Source organism: Methylohalobius crimeensis 10Ki (genome assembly GCF_000421465.1).
GTDB lineage: Bacteria > Pseudomonadota > Gammaproteobacteria > Methylococcales > Methylothermaceae > Methylohalobius > Methylohalobius crimeensis.
The window spans coordinates 1,180,989-1,201,179 of the sequence record NZ_ATXB01000001.1 but is presented as its reverse complement, the minus strand read 5'-3'; the positions used below and the strand labels follow the sequence as shown (position 1 = coordinate 1,201,179).

19 protein-coding genes are annotated in these 20,191 nt (G+C 56.8%); 13 read left to right on the top strand and 6 right to left on the bottom strand.

From position 1 onward, the window contains the following. The first annotated feature begins 156 nt into the window (after nt 1-156). From H035_RS22715 to H035_RS0106120, 7 genes are all read left to right on the top strand, one after another. Nucleotides 157-354: a DUF2283 domain-containing protein gene (locus tag H035_RS22715; RefSeq protein ID WP_022948122.1), complete on the top strand. Its 198-nt coding sequence runs from the start codon at nt 157-159 to the stop codon at nt 352-354. 462 nt (nt 355-816) lie between these two features. Next, complete coding sequence (locus H035_RS0106150) at nt 817-1,002, top strand: type II toxin-antitoxin system HicA family toxin (RefSeq protein ID WP_026596319.1); 186 nt, start codon at nt 817-819, stop codon at nt 1,000-1,002. A gap of 8 nt (nt 1,003-1,010) precedes the next feature. Further along, nucleotides 1,011-1,220, top strand: coding sequence for a type II toxin-antitoxin system HicB family antitoxin (locus H035_RS0106145; protein WP_022948120.1), 210 nt, complete (start codon nt 1,011-1,013; stop codon nt 1,218-1,220). A 636-nt stretch (nt 1,221-1,856) separates the two neighbouring features. Continuing rightward, nucleotides 1,857-3,578 carry a group II intron reverse transcriptase/maturase gene (gene ltrA, locus H035_RS0106135; RefSeq protein ID WP_022947341.1) on the top strand — a complete coding sequence of 574 codons (1,722 nt, stop codon included), beginning with the start codon at nt 1,857-1,859 and terminating at the stop codon, nt 3,576-3,578. A 462-nt stretch (nt 3,579-4,040) separates the two neighbouring features. Beyond that, nucleotides 4,041-5,261, top strand: a complete 1,221-nt coding sequence (locus tag H035_RS0106130) for an IS110 family RNA-guided transposase (RefSeq protein ID WP_022947256.1) — start codon at nt 4,041-4,043, stop codon at nt 5,259-5,261. 112 nt (nt 5,262-5,373) lie between these two features. Further along, nucleotides 5,374-6,222 carry a transposase gene (locus H035_RS0106125; RefSeq protein WP_026596318.1) on the top strand — a complete coding sequence of 283 codons (849 nt, stop codon included), beginning with the start codon at nt 5,374-5,376 and terminating at the stop codon, nt 6,220-6,222. A gap of 450 nt (nt 6,223-6,672) precedes the next feature. Beyond that, on the top strand, nt 6,673-7,224 hold the full coding sequence (locus tag H035_RS0106120) for a pyridoxamine 5'-phosphate oxidase family protein (RefSeq protein ID WP_022948118.1): 552 nt from the start codon (nt 6,673-6,675) through the stop codon (nt 7,222-7,224). Between the two features lie 120 nt (nt 7,225-7,344). On the opposite strand, the gene argC is transcribed toward H035_RS0106120, so the two are convergent. Beyond that, on the bottom strand, nt 7,345-8,373 hold the full coding sequence (gene argC, locus H035_RS0106115) for an N-acetyl-gamma-glutamyl-phosphate reductase (RefSeq protein WP_022948117.1): 1,029 nt from the start codon (nt 8,371-8,373) through the stop codon (nt 7,345-7,347). Nucleotides 8,374-8,482: 109 nt separating this feature from the next. Between argC and H035_RS0106110 the strand changes: the two genes are divergently transcribed. After that, the gene (locus H035_RS0106110) at nt 8,483-9,835 is read left to right on the top strand and encodes an aspartate kinase (RefSeq protein WP_200861531.1); all 1,353 of its coding nucleotides are present in this window, start codon (nt 8,483-8,485) and stop codon (nt 9,833-9,835) included. 87 nt (nt 9,836-9,922) lie between these two features. On the opposite strand, the gene mltF is transcribed toward H035_RS0106110, so the two are convergent. Further along, entirely contained in the window at nt 9,923-11,290 is a 1,368-nt protein-coding gene (gene mltF, locus H035_RS0106105; RefSeq protein ID WP_022948115.1) for a membrane-bound lytic murein transglycosylase MltF, read from the bottom strand. A 441-nt stretch (nt 11,291-11,731) separates the two neighbouring features. Between mltF and H035_RS0106100 the strand changes: the two genes are divergently transcribed. Genes H035_RS0106100 through tsaD form a run of 3 tightly spaced genes read left to right on the top strand, consistent with a single transcriptional unit; the run spans nt 11,732 to nt 16,037 of the window. Beyond that, entirely contained in the window at nt 11,732-12,970 is a 1,239-nt protein-coding gene (locus tag H035_RS0106100; RefSeq protein WP_022948114.1) for an ATP-grasp domain-containing protein, read from the top strand. A gap of 11 nt (nt 12,971-12,981) precedes the next feature. Next, nucleotides 12,982-14,967 carry a hypothetical protein gene (locus H035_RS0106095; RefSeq protein WP_022948113.1) on the top strand — a complete coding sequence of 662 codons (1,986 nt, stop codon included), beginning with the start codon at nt 12,982-12,984 and terminating at the stop codon, nt 14,965-14,967. A 2-nt stretch (nt 14,968-14,969) separates the two neighbouring features. Next, nucleotides 14,970-16,037 carry a tRNA (adenosine(37)-N6)-threonylcarbamoyltransferase complex transferase subunit TsaD gene (tsaD, locus tag H035_RS18455; RefSeq protein ID WP_022948112.1) on the top strand — a complete coding sequence of 356 codons (1,068 nt, stop codon included), beginning with the start codon at nt 14,970-14,972 and terminating at the stop codon, nt 16,035-16,037. A 110-nt stretch (nt 16,038-16,147) separates the two neighbouring features. Here tsaD and H035_RS18450 read toward each other — a convergent pair whose 3' ends face one another. Further along, nucleotides 16,148-17,026 carry a DUF6748 domain-containing protein gene (locus tag H035_RS18450; RefSeq protein ID WP_051149749.1) on the bottom strand — a complete coding sequence of 293 codons (879 nt, stop codon included), beginning with the start codon at nt 17,024-17,026 and terminating at the stop codon, nt 16,148-16,150. A gap of 112 nt (nt 17,027-17,138) precedes the next feature. Then, the gene (plsY, locus tag H035_RS0106075; RefSeq protein WP_022948111.1) at nt 17,139-17,699 is read right to left on the bottom strand and encodes a glycerol-3-phosphate 1-O-acyltransferase PlsY; all 561 of its coding nucleotides are present in this window, start codon (nt 17,697-17,699) and stop codon (nt 17,139-17,141) included. Between the two features lie 128 nt (nt 17,700-17,827). Here plsY and folB point away from each other — a divergent pair, with 128 nt between their 5' ends. Next, entirely contained in the window at nt 17,828-18,190 is a 363-nt protein-coding gene (gene folB, locus H035_RS0106070) for a dihydroneopterin aldolase (protein WP_022948110.1), read from the top strand. After that, nucleotides 18,183-18,719 carry a 2-amino-4-hydroxy-6-hydroxymethyldihydropteridine diphosphokinase gene (gene folK, locus H035_RS18445; RefSeq protein WP_022948109.1) on the top strand — a complete coding sequence of 179 codons (537 nt, stop codon included), beginning with the start codon at nt 18,183-18,185 and terminating at the stop codon, nt 18,717-18,719. Before folB ends, folK begins: the two co-directional genes overlap by 8 nt. On the opposite strand, the gene H035_RS0106060 is transcribed toward folK, so the two are convergent. After that, nucleotides 18,676-19,404 carry a pteridine reductase gene (locus tag H035_RS0106060; RefSeq protein ID WP_022948108.1) on the bottom strand — a complete coding sequence of 243 codons (729 nt, stop codon included), beginning with the start codon at nt 19,402-19,404 and terminating at the stop codon, nt 18,676-18,678. The genes folK and H035_RS0106060 overlap by 44 nt on opposite strands. Next, nucleotides 19,394-20,191 carry a sulfite exporter TauE/SafE family protein gene (locus H035_RS0106055; protein ID WP_022948107.1) on the bottom strand — a complete coding sequence of 266 codons (798 nt, stop codon included), beginning with the start codon at nt 20,189-20,191 and terminating at the stop codon, nt 19,394-19,396. Before H035_RS0106055 ends, H035_RS0106060 begins: the two co-directional genes overlap by 11 nt.

Genomic DNA, 20,191 nt, shown 5'->3' with positions numbered 1-20,191 from the left:
GGCAATCGAACACCCAGAGCATGAGCATGTCCAAGAAGATGGCCGACTACGGAGATGGGTCCGGATTCCGGAGGCGGGGAACAGGTACTTGCGAGTCGTTTTGCTTCCCGACCGGGAAACGGTCCATAATGCATTTTTCGATCGAGGTTTCAGGTTATGAAAGTTCAGTATTTTGATGATACCGACACCTTGTACATTGAATTCCAGGTGCGAAAGATTTCGGAGACTCGGGATCTAGATGAAAATACTCTTCTCGACCTGGATTCGGAGGGAAACGTATGCGCAATTACTTTCGAGCATGCCAGTAAACGCACGGACGTCAGCAGCTTGCATGTAGAAGGCATAGCCGCATAACGAACAAGGTTAGATTGGGAATAATTGGGGTCAGAGTACTAGAATAATTGGGGTCAAATAATTGGGGTCAGAGTACTAATAATTTAAATAAAGGCATAAATATTACTCTGACCCGAATGGCACAAAAGAAGCTCGGCAATCGCGCCGTGCAGCACCGCTTCCTGCGACGCCTCGCTGAGCTATTGCCGCCCGGGGTAGAGCCGGTCATCCGCCGATTCCGGCTTCAAGGTCCCGTTCTATCGCGAGGTCGAGCGGCTGGGTTGGCGCTGGGTGGGGCGAGTTCGCGGGCGCGACTTCGTGCGCCTGAGGAACCGCTGGGCGAATTGTCAGACGATCTTCCGCCGCACCACGTCCACGCCGACCCGGGTCGGCGAAGGCGAGTGGGTGCGCAGCAACCCACTGCGGGCGCTCTTTGTGCTGGTGCGCCACCGCGACAAGGGACACAGGGGGTATTCGAAGTCGATGAAAGTACGTGATATTCTTCGGAAGCTGAAGGAAGACGGGTGGTATCAGCACTCGACGCGCGGTAGTCACCGGCAGTTCAAGCACCCTACCAAGTCCGGCAGGGTAACAGTTCCAGGCAAACCTGGAGACGATTTGGCTGTCGGAACCGTTGCAAGCATTTACAAACAGGCCGGCTGGAAATAGGGTTAGCTATGAAGTATGCAATCGTCATTGAGAAAGCGGAGAACAATTACTCAGCGTATGTCCCCGATCTGCCTGGTTGTGTAGCCACCGGAGCGACTGTCGAGGAAGTAGAGCACCAAATTCGGGAAGCTATCGAGTTTCACCTCGATGGAATGCGAGAGGATGGGGAGCCCATTCCTCCACCGAGCAGTCATGTTGAGTACGTTGATGTCGCCTAATCGGGTAAGAACGGGTGTGTGCGACGTGAAGTCGCGTAAGTGATTGTTGTGCTTGGAATTAATCCCATGACACAACCTACTGTTCCTCCAGTAGTAGCCAAGAGGCGCGGGCGGAAGGGGCAACCGTTCCGTCCGAAGCCGCCTCGACAATGTACCCCAATCCCGCAAGGGATGAAGCCGAACCCGCGAGGGCAAGGCGGAACTGCGAGCATCGCGCGGTGGGGGGCTAGGCTCGGAAGTAGGGCGAGCGTATGCGAACTGGTGATAAATCCCGTCACCTTAGACAAGCCAAAGATGCTGAACAGGCTTGAGCCAAAAGGCGAGAAGGCGGTCTTGGTGTTACACCCTCACCAAGCGGGGACAAATGCCTACCGGGAAAAAGCCAGCGCCTAACCTTCCGAAGTCACTTACGCGAAACACGGTAAGCCCGTATCTCCGCCCTTCGGGGCAGGCCGACCGTAAGGAAGGTTGTTGAAGATGCGGGTAAGGGAAGCCGAAAAAGCGAACGCCGTCCTGTAATGGGATGGATAGGGATTGAGGGGAAACCCGACATCATCCCACGCGAAAGCGGGCAGACTTCCGGCGGGTCTCTCCTTGCAAGAGAGTTTGCAGAGCCATTCACAGGAGGACAAGCAAATGACGGTTGACATTGCAACTGGTGCGGCCTCCGGCTTCGAGATGGACTGGCACGGCATCGACTGGGCCAAGGCCCATCGGGAAGTCCGAAGGCTGCAAATGCGTATTGCAAAGGCGGTCCGGGAAGAACGCCGGGGCAAGGTGAAAGCCTTGCAATGGCTCCTGACCCACTCGTTCTCCGGCAAGGCCCTTGCCGTGAAACGGGTGACCGAAAACCAGGGCAAACGGACGCCGGGCGTGGACCGGGAAACCTGGAACACCCCGGCGGACAAAGCCAAAGCGGTATTGTCGCTCAAGAGAAGGGGCTACCGACCCCGACCCTTGAGGCGAGTGCTTATCCCGAAAGCGAACGGGAAGAAGCGCCCACTGGGGATTCCGACCATGCGGGACCGGGCAATGCAGGCGATATACCTGCAAGCTTTGGAACCCATCGAAGAAACCTTGGCGGACCCGAACTCGTACGGGTTTCGGCCCATGCGGGCGAGCCGAGATGCGGCGGAACAATGCTTTATAGCATTGGGAAAACGCCAATCGGCTCAATGGGTTCTGGACGCGGACATCGCCGGTTGCTTCGACAACATCGGCCACGACTGGATGGCCGCCAACATCCCCATGGACAAGGCGGTTCTACGGAAATGGCTGGATTCCGGCTTCGTCTGGAATCACCAATGGTTCCCAACCGAGGCGGGCACGCCGCAAGGCGGTATCCTCTCGCCGACGCTGGCGAACATGACTTTGGACGGGATGGAAAAGGAGTTGGAGCGGCATTTTGGAATAAAACGCCTCACCACAAATGGAAGTGTATATTCCAACCCCGCTAAAGTCTATCTGGTGCGATATTGTGACGATTTCGTCGTCACCGGCGCTTCGAAAGAGACGCTCGTAGAGGCGAAATCCGTGATCGAAGGTTTTCTAAAGGAAAGGGGGCTTTTCTTGTCTCCCGAGAAAACCAAGATCGTGCATATCGAGGAGGGCTTTGACTTTCTCGGATGGAACGTTCGCAAGTATGGGGGCAAATTGCTCATCAAACCTGCGAAAAAGAACGTCCAGGCGCTTCGGCGCAAAATCCGGGAATTCATCAAAGCCAACCGCCAGGCGAAGCAGGAAAATCTGATAGGACGCCTGAACCCGGTAATCCGGGGGTGGGCGAACTATCACCAAAACCAGGTGGCGAAAGAAACCTTCCAGAAGGTAGATTACGTCATCTGGAAACAGCTTTGGCGCTGGTGCTGCCGGAGGCATCCGAACAAACCCAAGAAATGGATCAAGGACCGGTATTTCCACCGGCAAGGAAACCGGAATTGGGTGTTCGGAGCCAAGGTGAAGGACAAAAACGGCGAGGAAAAGTTGATGAAACTGGTCAAAGCCAGTGACACGCCGATCCGCCGCCACGTCAAGATCAAGGGTGAAGCGAACCCCTACGACCCGAAATTTGAGGAATACTTCGAGAGAAGGCTCGACCTGAAAGCGAAGGACGACCTCAAGGGCTGGGGAAAACTGCTGAACCTTTGGCTTGCCCAGGAAGGAAGGTGTGCGGTCTGCGGTGAACCAATCACCAAGGAAACCGGATGGAACCGGCATCACATCCAACACAGATGCGATGGCGGCAGGGACATACAATCCAACCTGGTGCTCCTTCATCCGAACTGCCATCGGCAGTACCACAACCGGGTCGAAAGAGGACTGCCGGCTCCTGTCATAAGGGGCTTTGCAGAGGCTTGAGCCGTATGCGGGGAAACCCGCACGTACGGTTCTTAGGGGGCGGGGAGCGCGGTAACGCCTCCCTGCTACCCGACTTAGCCCGCCCTCCCCATACCACCTAGCAAGCGGGTCCGCACTAGGCGGTTCACAAGAAGGAAGCACACGACGCTGTCAGGCATAACCATGCGCTTTCATCCAGAGATCACGACATAGGGGTCAGTTCCGACATAGGGGTCTACCATCGGATTTGCAGGTTAGCGGAGCCCCCGCATAATAGGTAAGATTGACTTCGGCGGGGGTGTGGCTCCTGGGGTCGGTGGCCGGTTTCGGCTCACTCGAACCTGAAATGCCGCCCCCGCCACCCTGCATCATCCGGTGGGTCGAACGGGATGGTGCCGATCAGCTCTCTGATGTGGCTCTGTAAGTAGACGAGACCGGCGGATGATTTTCTTCTACTGGTTCTGACTTACGGAGACACCAACAATGACAACAACCTCCGACATTCGCGTCAGCATTGATGTGGGCTGTCACAGTCACAGTGTAGCGATCGGCCTGCCCTGTGGAGAAGTGCTGGACGAATTCGACCTGCCCCACCGGCCGGAAGGCTTCGAGCTTTTCTTCGAGCGAATCGAACACCACCACCATCGCTATGGGGGTGAGGTCTCGGTGGCCATGGAAGGGTATAACGGCTGGGCTCGCCCGTTGGACACCCTCGTGCGCTCCCATGGTTATCGCCTTTTCAATATCAATAATCTGAAGCTTGCCCGCTTCAAGGAGATTTTCCCGGCGGCGGCTAAAACAGACCGAATCGATGCACGGAAAGGCCTCGAGCTGTTCCAGCTGCGGGACTATCTCCCATCGGCCAAAGGGGTGCTCCAGGAGGTCTCAGCAACGCCGGTTGAGAACGAAAAACTGAAGCGTCTGACCCGCCGGCGCCGTTCGCTGGTTAATGAGAAAAGTCGCCTTCTGAGCCGCATGCAGGCTGATTTGCAGGCGGTTTGCCCCGGATTGCTGGCAATCACCAAGGATGCGGAAAACCTCTGGTTTTTGAACTTTATCACCTATAGTGACGACCTTCGTAAGCTTGCCCGTATCCGTCGGAAGACGGTGCTTTCGATCAAAGGCATCGGACGCACATACGTCGAGGTGATAGGCGGTTGGCAGAAGGCTGCGAGCTTCAGCCACGATGTTGAGTGGGTCGGCCCGATGATTGTTGAAGATGCCCGTCGAATACTGGACCTGAGACAGAAGATAAAGGCGCTTGAAGTCCGCTGTGAAGAACTCATGGGCCAGTCAGAGATTGCACAGCTGGTCGATACCATACCCGGCTTTGCGACCGTATGTGCGTCGGAGCTGGCCGGTGAACTCGGTACCATCGAGCGCTTCGCCAAAGAAGGTAGTCTTGCGGTCTACGTGGGCATGGCGAACCTCGACAACAGCTCAGGAAATCAGCGCGGCTCGAAGAACCCAAAGCATGTGAATACGCGCGCAAAAGCGGCGATGCTGGTGGGTGTCGATCGGCACCGAAAGCAGGTTCCTGAATCACAGCGCTTCTATGAGAAAAAGCGCGCCCAGGGTAAGAGCCATAATCAGGCTATCCGTGCGTTGGGGCGCCATCTGTGCCGCGTGCTATTTCGAATGCTCAAACAGGGAAGGGCGTATGAGCTCAGGATAGCTTCACCAGAGAAAACTAGCTCGAAATAGCTTGAAAATACCAGCGGGATGTTCAGTTCTAACATTCCGACATTCAATATTCTGCGACATAGGGGTCAGTTCTAACATTCCGACATTCAATATTCTGCGCTATACTCGCTTCATGGCTAGACCTTTACGATTGGAATTTGCGGGTGCCGTCTACCATGTGACCTCGAGAGGAGACCGGCGCGAGGACATCTATCTGGACGATGAGGACAGGCTGGCATGGCTGGAAATCCTGGGCCATGTCTGCGCCCGCTTCAACTGGGTAGTGCATGCGTATTGCCAGATGACCAACCACTATCACTTGGTGGTGGAAACGGTCGATGGACACCTGTCCAAAGGCATGCGGCAGTTGAACGGCGTCTATACGCAGCGTTTTAATCGTCGCCACGGCCTGGTGGGTCATCTATTTCAAGGGCGTTACCAGGCAATCCTGGTGCAGAAGGAAACTTACTTGCTGGAACTGGCCCGCTATGTCGTGTTGAATCCGCTCAGAGCCCATCTGGTGGAACAACCGGAAGATTGGCCCTGGAGCAGCCATCGGTCGATGATCGGCGAAGCGAAGGCGCCGGCGTGGCTGGATAGGGATGGACTCCTCGGCCAGTTTGGCAAGAAACGGAAAAGCGCAATCGAAGCCTACCGCCGATTCGTCATGGAAGGCCAGGGGCTGTCCAGCCCACTGGACCAGACCCGACATCAATTGTTGCTGGGGGATGATGGATTCGTGGCACGGCACCGGCAAGACAAAACGCCGGAAGCACTCCGGGAAGTTCCCAAGGCGCAGCGGCGCGCCGTCGCCCTTTCCCTGGACGACTATCGAAAACGCTATCGGAACAGACATGAGGCGATGGCCCGGGCCTATCTGTCCGGCGCTTACACCATGGCTGAAATCGGTGCGTATTTCGGGGTGCATTATATGACGGTGAGCCGTGCGGTGCGGCGATTTGAGCTGAATAACCGGGATTAATGTTTGAATGTTAGAACTGACCCCGTTCTAAGATCCCATAATTTTTTTATTTAAAATTGATAATTGGGCATAATTGGAAACATACCTCTTCAAACTGAGTATTACAGCTGGCTTTTGTTATGAAAGTATTATGTTTCATAATCGCAACATTAATTTCGGCTTGGTATGTTAATCCTGTTACAGCAGGTCCCCTTTTGGACAATACACAAGAAGATTTGTGTCTGCTCAACAATCTGCCGGAAATGAAAACTAACGAGTCTATTTCTCTGGTCAGGGAAATGTGCAGAGAAACCCAAAAGAAACGATTACGCATATCGACGGAGAAGAGAGAATACTACTCATGTGCTGTCCGCCATTTACGAGGTGTCGATAATCCTGATATTGCATCAGAAATCATTGATATATGCAGACGTCTTCACTTGAAATAGCTTTCAGCATTATGGAATCCCCATGGGCCAAACATTCAACGCACTTTCCGAGAAACATATCCAGTTCATTTCCCGGCAGAAAATTTTCTTTGTCGGGACGGCTACCGAGGACAGTCGGGTAAACGTTTCGCCAAAGGGCATGGACTCGTTGAGAGTGCTGAGCAAGTCCCGTGTCGCCTGGCTGAACGTGACCGGTAGCGGCAACGAAACGGCCGCTCATGTCCAGCAAGATCCGCGCATGACCCTTATGTTCTGCGCTTTCGAGGGCAAGCCGTTAATTCTTCGGCTGTACGGCTCGGCGAAGGTGGTGCATAAAAACGACCCCGATTGGAAGCGCCTCTTCCCCTTGTTCAATCCACTGCCCGGCGCCCGGCAAATTTTCGATGTCGCAATCGACCTGGTGCAAACTTCTTGCGGAATGGGCGTCCCTTATTTCTCTTATAGCGGAGATCGGGAATTACTCTCCGACTGGGCCGCCAAAAAAGGCGAGGAAGGCTTGAAACGCTACTGGGAGGAAAAGAACACAGTGAGCATCGACGGCATTCCTACGCGCATCGGCGAAAAAAATAGCTGACTTGACGACACCGGGAAATACCGACTCCCGCTCCCGACGGGATGGCGGACGCATGGGGCGCAGGTCGATCGGGCAGCGGAAGATTGCGCTGAATCGAGCGATCGGCAGCCGCACTCAGGGCTAAGGATAGAGCGCGATCGTTTCCAAGCCCGTGATTTCCGGCAAGCCGAACACCAGGTTCATGTTTTGAACCGCCTGCCCCGCCGCGCCTTTGACCAGGTTGTCGATCACCGCGAGCACCACCACCGTCTCTCCGCCGCCGGGACGATGGACCGCGATCTGGCACCGGTTGGCGCCACGCACGTCGCCGGTATCGGGATGGGCGCCTGCGGGCAACACATCCACGAAAGGTTCGTCGGCGTAATGGGTTTCGTAGAACGCCTGCAAGTCGATGTCTTCCAGCAAGCGTCCGTAAAGGGTGGCGTGGATGCCGCGGATCATGGGAATCATGTGGGGGACGAAAGTCAGCCCGACGGATTTTCCGGTCAGCGCCCGGAGCCCCTGCCCGATTTCCGGATGATGGCGGTGGCCGGGCACGCCATAGGCTTTGAAGCTCTCTCCGGTCTCGGCCATCAAGGTGGCGACCCGGGCTTGGCGGCCGGCACCGGAAACCCCGGATTTGCAGTCGGCGATGAGATGATCCGTATCCACGATGCCTTTTGCGACCAGCGGTCCGTATCCCAATTGGACCGCGGTGGGATAGCATCCGGGACACGCCACCAGGCGTGCTTTGCGAATCTGTTCGCGGTTGACTTCCGGCAATCCGTACACCGCCTCCGGAAGCAATTCCGGACAGGCATGAGGTTGACCGTACCACTGCTGCCACACCCCGGCGTCGCGCAGACGGAAATCGGCCGAGAGATCGATCACCGTTCGCCCCCGGGCGAGCAATTCTTTGGCCGATTGCATGGCGACACCGTTGGGAGTGGCGAAGAAAACCACGTCACACGCGGCCAAAGCGTCCACTTCCGGTGCTTCGAAAACCGCGTCCACCGCACCGCGCAAACTGGGGTAGACCTCCCCCACCGTTTTACCGGCATCGCTCCGAGAGGTGACCGAAGTGATCGCCACTTCGGGATGGCGGGCCAGAAGGCGCAATAACTCCACTCCCGTGTAACCGGTTCCGCCGACAATTGCCGCTTTGATCATTACATCTCCCAAGACAAACTAAATCCTGGAATTATAACAAGCTTTGGTTTTGTTATACTGATACTCTACTTCATAGATAATAAAATCTTTTTATATGTCAGATGCTTTTGTGTGCAAATTCGGCGGGAGCTCGGTTGCGAGCGCCGGCCAAATAGAAAAAGTCAAACAAATCGTCCAAGCGGACAAGCGGCGCCGGTATGTGGTGGTCTCCGCACCGGGTCGCAGCCGCTCCGACGAACAGAAAGTCACCGACCACCTGATCAATATCGCCACTTCCGGCGCGCACTTCCGCGATCAGCGCCTGTCCATCACTCCCAATGAGAGCAAGAAAGCCGTATTGGAAAAATTCACCCGAATCGCCTCCGAATTGGGGGTGGATGCGGGAGATATCCTGGCGTCCTTGAAAAAGGATTTGGCCACCTCCCTGGAAGGAGACCGCCGCATCGCTTTCCTCGCCTCCCGCGGCGAGCATTACAACGCCCGCATCGTGGCCGAATATTTCCAAAACTCCGGCATGACCGCCCGGGCCCGCCTCCCGGAAGATTTCGGTCTGCTGGTCAGCGACGATTATCTGGGCGCCAAGGTGCTCAGCGAGGCCTACGCCAATATCGCCGAGCTCACCTCCGAGGATGGCATCGCCGTGATTCCCGGCTTCTACGGGGTCACTCAGGCCGGCGAAGTGGCGGTGTTTTCCCGCGGCGGTTCGGACCTTACCGGCGGCGAAGTCGCCTACGCCATCGACGCCGATACCTACGAGAACTGGACCGATGTGAGTGGTGTGTTCGAGGTGGATCCCAGCCTCATCCCCGAGGCCCGGGCCATCCCCCGGCTGACCTTCAAGGAAATCCGCCTGCTCTCCTCCAAGGGCTTCAACGTCTTCCATCTGGACGCCATGTTGAGCTGCAAGGAGCGCAAAATCCCGATCCACATCCGCAACACCAACCGTCCGCAAGAACCCGGCACCATCATTCTGAACGAGCGGGTGCCCGAAGAAGGCATTGTCGGTATCGCGCGGCTGGAAAACATGGCGTATATCTATCTGGAAAAGGACATGCTGGGGGAAGAGGTGGGCTTCACCGCCTCCTTGCTCCAAATCTTCCAGGAATTCAATATCAACACCTACCACTACCCGACCGATAAGGACGATATCGCCGTGCTGGTGAATCAGGACGACCTCACCGGCAACATCAACGATCTGCGCCGTCATATCGAGAAAAAGCTCAAACCCGACTACATGGACGTGGTCTACAACCTGGCCATCATCACGCCGGTGGGCCTGGGACTCAAGGGCAACTCCTACCCGATCGTGGACGCCCTGCTCGCCCTGAGCCGGAACCATATTCCCATCGAGATGATCGATCAGGCCCCTTCCCAAATCTGTTTCCACATCGGGGTGAGTCAAGCGGTGGCGGACGACGCCTTGAAGATCCTTTACGATCAGTTGATCAAAGGGGGCGTGTAACCGGCCGATTTTCCGCGACGCCTTTTCACAAGCGGGTATCCCAACGCCGCCGGATACCCGCCTGTAAGGGGGTGACGAACCAAGGAATCAATTCAACGCGTTCTCCAAAACGTGCCGGTATTCCCGAATGCGTTGCACATAACGGACCGGTTCCGTCCCGCGCGCGTAACCGTACTTCAAATTTTTGTAATATTCCTTCTTCGCCAAAAGCGGGAGGACTTGCTTCATGTCCTTCCACCGATAAGGACTGAGTCCGAGCGTCCTGGCCAAGGATTGCGCATCGTGCATATGGGCACGGCCGACGTTGTAAGCCGCCAGGGCCAGCCAGGTACAATCCGGTTCCACGACCTTTTCAGAAAAGCGATTCATCATTTTGGCCAGGTATTTGGCACCGCCGAATATGCTCTGACGAGGATCGAGGCGGTCTTCCACCCCCATGGATCGGGCCGTATTGAGGGTCAACATCATGATGCCGCGAACGCCGGTGGGGGATTTGGCCCTGGGATTCCAGTGCGATTCCTGATAGCCTTGCGCCGCCAGTGTCAGATAGGGGACCCTATATTTTTCCGCCGCTTCCTTGAAGTACTGTCGGTATTTAGGAAAGCGTTGATCGATTCGGCGGATGTAGGTTTTGATATCCGTATAATCGAACACTTCGAAAAAACCGTAATAGCGCTCCCGGACGCCGGCCAGGCGACCGCTGGCGCGAAATTTCTCGAACCAGTCTTTGACCGCCTGTTGCAGATCCTCCCTTTGCCGGGACATCAGCCAGCCCAAGGATTGCGAGCGCGATAGATTCATGGGCGCGATCAATTCCGGGAAATAACGGCGATTGATATCCACGATGTTGGAATCCGCCACCGTGCAGTCCAGCTTCCGACGCCAAACGTCCCGAAGCAGCTGCTCGGTGGTCTTGGTTTGGGTCTCGGTCCATTCGAGCCCCGGAAATTCGGTATGCTTGAGTTCGGCCAGACGATGGCTGTAACTACTGTCCGCCAAGACTTCGATGTTCAGCCCCACCAACTCTTTGACCTTTTCCGGCTGCACATTGTCGCGGCGACAGACCACCTGCTGGGTCACTTCCTGATAGGCGGGACCGAAGCGGAATGTCTTCCTGCGCTCATCGAGAATGGTCAAACCGGCCGCCGCCAGATCCCCTTCCCCTTTTTCCAGGGATTCGAGAATTTCCGGCACCGTGGCTTTGACTTTAAACGCCACTTCCACGCCGAGATGGGAGGCAAACGCTTCGACCATCTCGTATTCCGGGCCGGCGGGCACGCCTTCGCGGCCGATATACCAGGTGGTCGGGGCATTGCGAGTAAGTACGATAAGTTTGCCGGACTCCTTGATGGCGGCAACATCCCGGCTGCCGAAATCGATCCCCAGCTTTTCGTTGCAAGCGGCCAGAAGGGCCAACAAAATCGGGAGAGCGACAAGATAACGAGTGAAAAACATAAAGATATGGCCTTCCTTGCTTGTTCCAGGCATAAAAGAAGGGTAGCAAATCCCCGCAGTGATTCCGGGCCAACACCTCAATTTAACCAACTTGTGTCCCCCAACTTGTTTCAACTGAAAGGATGTGTGAATAAGTTCATGTTTTTCGCTTCTACGCTCAAAAATTGCAACTTCTTCTCTCATTTGTTTAAAATGAATTCATTGCAGGCAACCACATGGCGGTTCCCATCGACGGGCCCATCCGAAATCATTCCTTAATTTTTCCTGCTTCTTCATCAGAAACCCCATCTGTTTTACCGCCTTCCCCATTCCACCCCCTGAGAAATGCTTGGATGATACCGTGTGCCCCTTGCCTACCGGGCATAATACGACGCCGATCCCCTTTAACAACTCGCATTGTCAGAGGCAGTAGCTTATTCGCGAACTCATAAGGAGCGTTTCATGACTGATCGCATTACCCAAAAGAATCCGGATAAAGGTTATGTCGCAATTCTTGGCTGGAGCTTGAACGCCATCGATGCCATCGACCGTTTCGACCGCCGCTACATTATCGTCGCCCCGGAATGGGCCGAGGAATACGCGAGAGAGCACGGCATTCCTTTCATCTCTTGGAACTTCGAACGTCTAAACGATCGCTCAATGGAAATCGCCGAACGTCTGCAAGAAGAGGGCGTGGATGTGGCTATTCCCCTGTACGAAGAAACGGTGGAATGGGCGGGAGCGATCAACTCGGTACTGCTCAATAATCCGCGTTTGATGGGACAGGCCATGTTGTTCCGCGACAAGGCGTTGATGAAACGCCGCGCCCAACTCGGTGGCATCCGCGTGGGAATTTTCGAGGAGGCACACGACAAGGGCGACGTCATCCACTTCCTCAAACGCGTCAATCAGGCCTTACTGAAACTGGACGGCGATCCCAACGACCCCATTCACTTCAAGGCCTTCGACAAGGCCGGCTGCTTGGGACATCGGGTGATCCGCACCCCGGACGACGTGGACAATATCCCCGAGGAGGAATTTCCCGCCCTCATGGAAAGCCACCTGGACGGTTGGGAATTCGCTGTGGAAGCTTTCATCAAGGATCGCAAGATCCATTTTCTCAATATTTCCGAATACGTCACCCTGGGTTATTCGGTGTTCGTTCCCGCCACACCGGACTTGGAGAAGTGGCGCCCCCGGGTCACCGAGGAAATCGAGAAGCTCATCGAGACCTTCGACATCGACTTCGGTTTCATCCACCCGGAATACTTCGTCACCAGTGACGGCAAGATGTATTTCGGGGAGGTGGCCTATCGCCCGCCCGGCTTCAACGCCTTCGAGCTCATCGAACGAGCCTACGGATTCAATGCATACCAGGCGCTGGTGCTGATGTTCGACCCCAAGACCACAGAAGAGGAAATCCAGGCGTTCTTCCCGCGGGAGGTGGTGGACGCCAAAGGCCACGCCGGATGCTTCGGCGTTTATCCGCGCCGGCGAGTGATCAGCGAGCTGCGCATCCCCGAGGAGACGGAAATCGATCCTTACTTCGAGTACCACGAACTGCAATCGCCGATGCAGAACAAAGTCCCCAAACGCAGCGCTTTCGGCACCCATTGGGGCCTGGTTTATTTTTTCGGCGAGGACCCGTATCGTATGCGTGATCTACTCAAGGCACAGGAAGAGCTGGACTTTTATATCTAACGAGGGAAACGATGAACTCCAACATGGAACCGGGCGCTCCCGACCCTCAATCCGGACTTCTGGAAGAAAAGCTGGAGCATGCCCTGGTTCGGCTGGAACAGGCCCGCTCCTTCACCAAACCCCGCTTTCAGGGGCCCGTGCTGGATCTGGCCGGACGCCTGATGACTCGGCCCGACGGCATGCAAAGGCTTTATCGGCTTGCCCCGCGCCTGGATATGGCCGGGGTGTTTTCCGGCACCGACTGGGACGATCCTGCGGCCCTGTTACCGAGCCTGGTACGCAACACCCTGGAACACGGCGAAAAATCCACCGTCGTACTCGAGTGCCTGAGTCAGTTGCGCCTGCTGGCGGTGGCCAACGGTGCTTGTACCCATCCGGGCGTGTCGGTGGAAGGAGCGCGGCACTTTCTCACTCAAGTGTTGGCTCTCAACTTGAGTCACTTGTTCGGTGCCACCGCCGAAACCCAGAGGATTCGATTGGGACCGATCGGGGAGGCGGTGGGGAGATTGTTCCGGTTTTTGTTGGACCACATCGGTTTCAAAGACATCCTGGGCAGTCTGATCGACGAAATCTGGCGAATCCTCGCGCAACGCCCGATTCAGGTGGATCATATCAAGGCGATGATCACTCAGATCGCGGTGACTCTCTCCCAAGGAACCGGCAATATCGGCGAGGCGCGACTGGGAGCCGACCGGCTGATCAGCGCCCTGTTCGGGCCCACCCAGGGCTGCCTGGACGACCCGGGGGTGGGCGTTTACGAAGGGCGGCTGGAAATGATGGACTTCGCCGGTCTGCAACAGGAAGCCAACGGCTTTGCCCGCGCCATGCACGACGTCGGGCTGGTGTCCGACTACCACGCCATTTTCCTCCGCTGGATTCTGAACCACCGCCAAGCCCATTTGATCCCCGACGCGCTGGGGTTAAGCAGCACCGGGCGGGATGTTCTTCACTGCTACCAGGATTTGATCCATCGCCTGATCCTCGAAGCCATTTATCCCGAGACGGCCCAAGTCGTCTATGGTTTAGCCATGCTCCTGGAGCGCGGCATTCTCTATGCTTCCCCCATCGCCCCGGGTCTATGGCGCCAAATCGGCCTCAAGCTCTCGGCGCAAACCTCGGCCACGCTTGCCGGCGTATTCGGCGATACCCTGCCGACCCGGGTTCACTTACTGGCGGGAGTCATCGCCCTGTTAGGTCAACCTCTCGGCGTGGGCCAGGGCAACAACCCCACCTGTCAGTCCGCACGCGCCATCTCCATGTGGTCGTATAATGAACCGGATTATCTGCTGCATCTGATCGCCCAGGCTGCCTGCTATGACGGCATCTTGATGCATTTCGAGGGGACGCCCCTCGCCTCGGCGCAATTGCCGGCAGGGCTCGCCCATTCCGCGCCCTTGGATACGGATCCGGTTTCGGTCTTACTGGTCCCGCATCTGGATCGCATCTACAATGAAATGGGCCGGATATGTGCAAGCCGCAGCGGAGATCCTCACCGCTGGATCAACCCCGAGTTTCACGGCTGGTGGGTGGGTCGCGAATTCGCGATTGCGGTGGATGTGGCCACCGGAGGTCTCAAGGATTACGATGATTTTCTGCATAAGTTTTATACCAGCTATCACCCCTACTACAATGGCAACCAACCCGTCATTCATCCCCAACCGATCGGGATCGCGGTTACCGACAGCACCGCCCAATTCGTCGGCTGGCACGCCATCACTCTCATCCGCGTGGCCCTCGACCAGGAAAATGTGATGCGAGTGTATTTTTACAATCCCAACAACGACAGCGGCCAGAATTGGGGCAACGGGGTGATTGTGTCCACTCACGGCTACGGCGAGCGCTTTGGCGAAGCGTCACTGCCATTTGCGCAACTGGCATCCCGGCTATACATTTTTCATGACGATCCGGTAGAGGCGCGGGGCGATCGCCAGGTATCGTCCGAAGAACTGGAAGCAGTCAAGGCAATGGCCTTGTCGAGCTGGGCGGCAGGGCGGTAACGATGTACGTCCTCGGTCTGGAAACCTCCTGCGACGAAACCGGTGTCGCCGTTTATCACGCTCGGCGCGGTTTGCTTGCCCATCGGTTGTTCAGCCAAATCCGGCTTCACGCCCCTTATGGCGGCGTGGTCCCCGAATTGGCTTCCCGCGATCACATCCGCAAACTGATTCCGCTGATCCGCCAGACCCTGGACGATGCCGGGCTGACCATCCGAGATCTCGAAGGGGTGGCCTACACCGCCGGCCCCGGACTGATCGGCGCCTTGCTGGTGGGCGCGTCGGTGGGTCACAGTCTCGCCCGGGCGTTGAACGTGCCGGCAATCGGCGTGCATCATATGGAAGGCCATTTGTTGGCTCCCCTTCTGGACAACCCCGAGCTCAGGCCGCCTTTTCTGGCGCTGCTTATTTCCGGCGGCCACACCCAATTGATTCAGGTGGATGATCTGGGTGCCTATCGGCTATTGGGAGAATCCATCGACGATGCCGTGGGAGAAGCCTTCGACAAGGTCGCCAAGATGTTGGAATTGGGCTATCCCGGCGGGCCCGCCCTGGAACGCGTGGCGTTGGAGGGGAATCCCGAACGGTTCCGTTTTCCTCGTCCCATGACCGACCGGCCGGGACTGGATTTCAGCTTCAGCGGTCTCAAGACCTTTGTCATGAACACCCTGGGCAAAACTTCGGCCACTTCCCAAGATCGGGCCGACATCGCCTACGCCTTCCAAGAAGCGGTGGCCGATACGCTCGCCATCAAGTGCCGGCGGGCCTTGCGCCAGACCGGCCTGAAGCGTCTGGTGGCCGCCGGCGGGGTGTGCGCCAACCGGACCCTGCGCCGGCGCCTGGGAGAAGTGGCGGCTCATGAAGGCGCCCAGTTGTTCCTGCCCCGGCTCGAGTTCTGCACCGACAACGGCGCCATGATCGCTTTTGCCGGCTGCTTGCGGCTGCTTTCGGGACAAAGGGAAAAAGGGGAAATCAAGGCCCAGGCCCGCTGGCCATTGGAGGAATTGCCGCCGATCGCTTGCCGAGCCGAGTTTCCTCTCCCGGAAATTGCCGCCGAAAGTTATCCCAGATAAAGCCTAATCAATTTCCGCCGATGACCAACAGCATCATCACCATAGTGGTTTAATTGGGGTACGCAGTGCCAGTCAAATAGCAGAAAACCAGGACTCGCAGAGCCGACGTCCTATCGCCCGTTTTTGAATGGAAGCGGCCCTGATTCTGACTGTTCGCAAACCATCTGGATGCACGCACCGTTCAAAGGAGCGCAGATCCCGCAGCTTGCATTACAGCAATACTCGCCCTCACCGCAAATATTATCACCGCACGGTTCACCCACATCGCAATTCTCGCCAACGCAAGATTTCCCTTCCTCTGAAGGAAAAGGGAGATAGAACTCGCTAGCAATCAGTTCCAGCCCTACCCCGCCCGGCCCGATCTCCGTGCGATGCACGCCTGCCACCAGAATGCCCGATTCCAGCGCTCTATACGCCTCGTCAAGCTCCTCCTGACTCGCGCCTGAGGCGGCGAGATTCACCGTCGATATCCTTTGACTCACACCGGAAGTATTGAGCCGAGTCTCCTCGAATGACGGGCAGGGGCTGGTAATACAGACAATTCCGGTTCCAATCACACTGTAAAAAGTCCCTACCGATTCCGATTGAGCCTGACCAAGCCATAATTCATCCGCGACTAACACCGGAATTGGTTCGTCAGCACCCGCTTGTTCGACGAGCTTGCCTCGCACCAATCCCCCCTCTTGGGAGAAGGCATGGTCGTATTCCGCCTTTTCTTCCTCCGTCAGATTGAGCGCCGCCATATCGAGGTGAAACACCTGACATTGAGCCCGCCTTTGACCATTTGCACAAAGCGTCATAGCACGATTCACTGCTTTCACAAAATAGCCACCGCAACTGGGATAGAGACACTGCCTCATATCCTGTCGAGTGACAATATAGTAATTGGGGTCATCAGGATCGTTAGGGGCAGCAAAAGCGAAAAAGGAACTCCCCAAAAGCCCGAATAGACTCAGCAAAATCATGACCGGAGATCGCAGGATACGCATCGGTTCCTCCCTATTCTTAGGATTAATTAGGCATTTAAAAACCAATTTCCGTCCTATCGATAAACCAAGCCTACATCAAAGGTAATTCAACTGGCAAGCGTTTATGAACGGATTACCCGCCGATCCGGCCTTCCTCTCCCTGAAGCAGCCGCCGAATATTATCCCGATGTCGCCAGATCAACCAGCCGGCAATGATTGTCGCCATGGCGGTGATCCAGGGAGTACGCAGGATCCAATGGACGTAGATGGGTGCCAGTGCCGACGAGGTGAGCGCCGACAAGGAGGAGATCCTGGTGAGTTTGGCCATTGCCAACCAGGTAGCCGCCAAGAGCAACCCCACCCCCCAATGGATGCCGGTAAACACCCCCAGAGCGGTAGCCACTCCCTTCCCCCCCTGAAAACCGAAAAACACCGGGTAGAGATGCCCCAGAAACGCCGCCAGACCGGCCGCCGCCGCGATGGTGGGATCGCCGGTCAGCCATTGGGCCAGCACCACCGGAACCCACCCCTTGAGCACATCTCCCAACAGGGTCACCGCGGCCGCGCGCTTGTTGCCCAACCTGAGCACGTTGGTGGCGCCCGGATTGCCGGAACCGATGGTGCGCGGATCCGGCAGCCGCCACAGTTTACATACAATCACCGCGCTGGAAATCGAACCCAACACATAACCCATAGGCACCCACAGCCAAGACCACACCTTGCTTTCCCCCTTCTTCTTATGTCAATCTAAACGGTCAACTGAACGAGACTCGAACAGTGATCGGACAATCTTTGCCATTCCTTAATTAAAAATCAACCAAGATGGACATTATATTTCTGCGCGGCCTCGAGATCGAGACGACCATCGGCATCTACGAATGGGAACGCGAAATCAAGCAAGTCGTGATTATAGACTTGGAAATGGCCACCGACATTCGTCAAGCGGCCGCCACCGACGATATCCAGCATACAGTGGATTACAAATCGGTCGCCAAGCGGCTCATCGCGTTTGTGGAAGAAAGCGAATTCTTCCTGGTGGAAACCCTGGCGGAAAAAATCACCGGGATCGTGCTTGACGAATTTTCCGTTCCCTGGGTCAAGCTTTGCTTGAACAAGAAAGGCGCTATCCGCGGCGCCAGCGACGTGGGAATCATCATCGAGCGGGGTCGCCGAACCGATGCCTAAAACCTTCGTCAGCATCGGCAGCAACTTGGAGCGCGAAGAGCATATCCCGCAAGCGCTTGCGGAGCTGGAGGAAACCTTCGGTCCACTGTCCGTATCCAGCGTATACGAAAGCGAGGCCGAGGGTTTTGAAGGACCGCCCTTTTACAATCTGGTGGTGGGGTTCGACACCGAGTTGTCCCGTCCGGCGGTCTTGGAAAAACTGAAGGAAATCGAACATAACCACGGACGGGGTCCCCAGAGCCGAAAATTCGCCTCCCGCACCTTGGACCTGGATCTGATCCTCTACGGCGATCTGATCCTCGAGAAACCCGATTCGGATCGGTTGCAGCTGCCTCGGGAAGATATCCTGCGATACGCTTTCGTGTTGGAACCTTTGAACGAAATCACACCGGAACGACGGCATCCCGTGACCGGCAAAACCTATCGCGCCCATTGGCAAGCATTCGATCCCGGCAAAGTCAAACAGCGGCGCCTTCCCTTGTCGGTCATAGGCTACGCCCCCCGTCCACGGCCAGAATCTGACCGGTGACGTAATCGGCGTCGCAAACCAGGTAACGCACGGCCTTGGCGATGTCGTTCACATCGCCCATCCGGCCCAGGGGAATCGATGCCAACAGGGCTTCCTTTTCTGCTTGACTGACCTGGTCCTCGGGCCACAGGATCGCTCCCGGCGCCACCCCGTTGACCCGAATCTTCGGCGCCATCTCCCGGGACAGGGCCAAGGTCAAGGCCGCCAGACCCGCCTTGGTCACGCTGTAGATGGGATAGCCGGGGCGGGGGCGATAGGCGTAAATATCGATCAAATTGACGATGCAGCCACCGTGGCGTTGCAACTCGGGAAACGCCGCCTGAGACAAAAAGAACGGTGCCTTCAGATTGCTGTCGAGAAGCTCTTCCCAGTGCGCTTCGGTCGCCTCCCCCAAGGGCGTCGGATAGAATGCCGACGCGTTGTTGACCACCGCGTCGAGCCTTCCCCAAGCGGCGACCGCTTGCTGCATCATTTGCTCGATGGCATTCACCGAGCGCAGATCCGCCTCGACCAACCGTACCGAGCCGGGCCGCCGCGCCTCCAAGCGACTTTTCAGCGAGGCGGCCTCACCCTGCGAGCTGCGGTAATGCAGGACGATGTTAAACCCCGCCTGATGAAGCGTTTCGGCAATGGCTGCCCCGATGCGACGGGCACCCCCGGTGACCAAAACGACTTTAGCCGCCATATAGAACCTTTCCTCCAATCAAGATCAAGACCCCGGCAAACAGTTGCCTGAGCGTTTCTGCCGGCAGCCGATGGGCCAGCCGAGCGCCCAAGGGAGCGGTCAGCATACTGGCGGCGATAATACCGAAAAAAGCCGGAAGATACACATAGCCGGCGCTGCCCGAAGGCAGATCCGCTACCTCCCAACCCAATATTCCGTAAGCAATCGTTCCCGCGAGGGCGATGGGAAAGCCGCAAGCACTCGAGACCGCCACCGCCACCCGCATGGGATAAGCACATTTCACCAGAAAAGGCACCGTCAGGGTCCCGCCGCCGATACCCAGCATAGCCGACAAGGTGCCAATGGCGCCGCCCACTCCGGTCAGAAGCCAGGGTTGGGGTTGGGTGACAGCCGGGGCGGGTCGCCAACGCCAAAGCATTTGCATGGCGACCCCTAACAAATAAACGGCAAATACTGTTTTGAGCCAATCACCAGGCAGCTGGTCGGCCAACCAGGCGCCGAACAAGGAACCTATGACGATCCCCGGAAAAAGACGGGATGCCGCACGCCAATCCAGCGACCCCAAGCGGTGATGGGCGCCAATTGAAACGATGGCGGTCACCATAATCGTCGCCAAAGAAGTGGCCACGGCGGCAACGGGAATGTAGGGAGGCGGAAATCCCTGCCAGGCGAACAGATACAACAAAGCCGGCACCAATACCACCCCACCGCCCAGCCCGAACAAGCCGGCGGTCAAACCCGCCAGCCCGCCGGCCGCGGCATACAGCAGGTACGGGACTGTCTCCAT

Excerpts from the sequence above, each read along its gene's own strand:
- H035_RS22715 (WP_022948122.1), top strand. The coding sequence starts at position 157 with ATGAAAGTTCAGTATTTTGATGATACCGACACCTTGTACATTGAATTC.
- H035_RS0106150 (WP_026596319.1), top strand. The coding sequence starts at position 817 with ATGAAAGTACGTGATATTCTTCGGAAGCTGAAGGAAGACGGGTGGTAT.
- H035_RS0106145 (WP_022948120.1), top strand. The coding sequence starts at position 1,011 with ATGAAGTATGCAATCGTCATTGAGAAAGCGGAGAACAATTACTCAGCG.
- ltrA (WP_022947341.1), top strand. The coding sequence starts at position 1,857 with ATGACGGTTGACATTGCAACTGGTGCGGCCTCCGGCTTCGAGATGGAC.
- H035_RS0106130 (WP_022947256.1), top strand. The coding sequence starts at position 4,041 with ATGACAACAACCTCCGACATTCGCGTCAGCATTGATGTGGGCTGTCAC.
- H035_RS0106125 (WP_026596318.1), top strand. The coding sequence starts at position 5,374 with ATGGCTAGACCTTTACGATTGGAATTTGCGGGTGCCGTCTACCATGTG.
- H035_RS0106120 (WP_022948118.1), top strand. The coding sequence starts at position 6,673 with ATGGGCCAAACATTCAACGCACTTTCCGAGAAACATATCCAGTTCATT.
- argC (WP_022948117.1), bottom strand. The coding sequence starts at position 8,373 with ATGATCAAAGCGGCAATTGTCGGCGGAACCGGTTACACGGGAGTGGAG.
- mltF (WP_022948115.1), bottom strand. The coding sequence starts at position 11,290 with ATGTTTTTCACTCGTTATCTTGTCGCTCTCCCGATTTTGTTGGCCCTT.
- H035_RS0106100 (WP_022948114.1), top strand. The coding sequence starts at position 11,732 with ATGACTGATCGCATTACCCAAAAGAATCCGGATAAAGGTTATGTCGCA.
- H035_RS0106095 (WP_022948113.1), top strand. The coding sequence starts at position 12,982 with ATGAACTCCAACATGGAACCGGGCGCTCCCGACCCTCAATCCGGACTT.
- tsaD (WP_022948112.1), top strand. The coding sequence starts at position 14,970 with ATGTACGTCCTCGGTCTGGAAACCTCCTGCGACGAAACCGGTGTCGCC.
- H035_RS18450 (WP_051149749.1), bottom strand. The coding sequence starts at position 17,026 with ATGCGTATCCTGCGATCTCCGGTCATGATTTTGCTGAGTCTATTCGGG.
- plsY (WP_022948111.1), bottom strand. The coding sequence starts at position 17,699 with ATGGGTTATGTGTTGGGTTCGATTTCCAGCGCGGTGATTGTATGTAAA.
- folB (WP_022948110.1), top strand. The coding sequence starts at position 17,828 with ATGGACATTATATTTCTGCGCGGCCTCGAGATCGAGACGACCATCGGC.
- folK (WP_022948109.1), top strand. The coding sequence starts at position 18,183 with ATGCCTAAAACCTTCGTCAGCATCGGCAGCAACTTGGAGCGCGAAGAG.
- H035_RS0106060 (WP_022948108.1), bottom strand. The coding sequence starts at position 19,404 with ATGGCGGCTAAAGTCGTTTTGGTCACCGGGGGTGCCCGTCGCATCGGG.
- H035_RS0106055 (WP_022948107.1), bottom strand. The coding sequence starts at position 20,191 with ATGGAGACAGTCCCGTACCTGCTGTATGCCGCGGCCGGCGGGCTGGCG.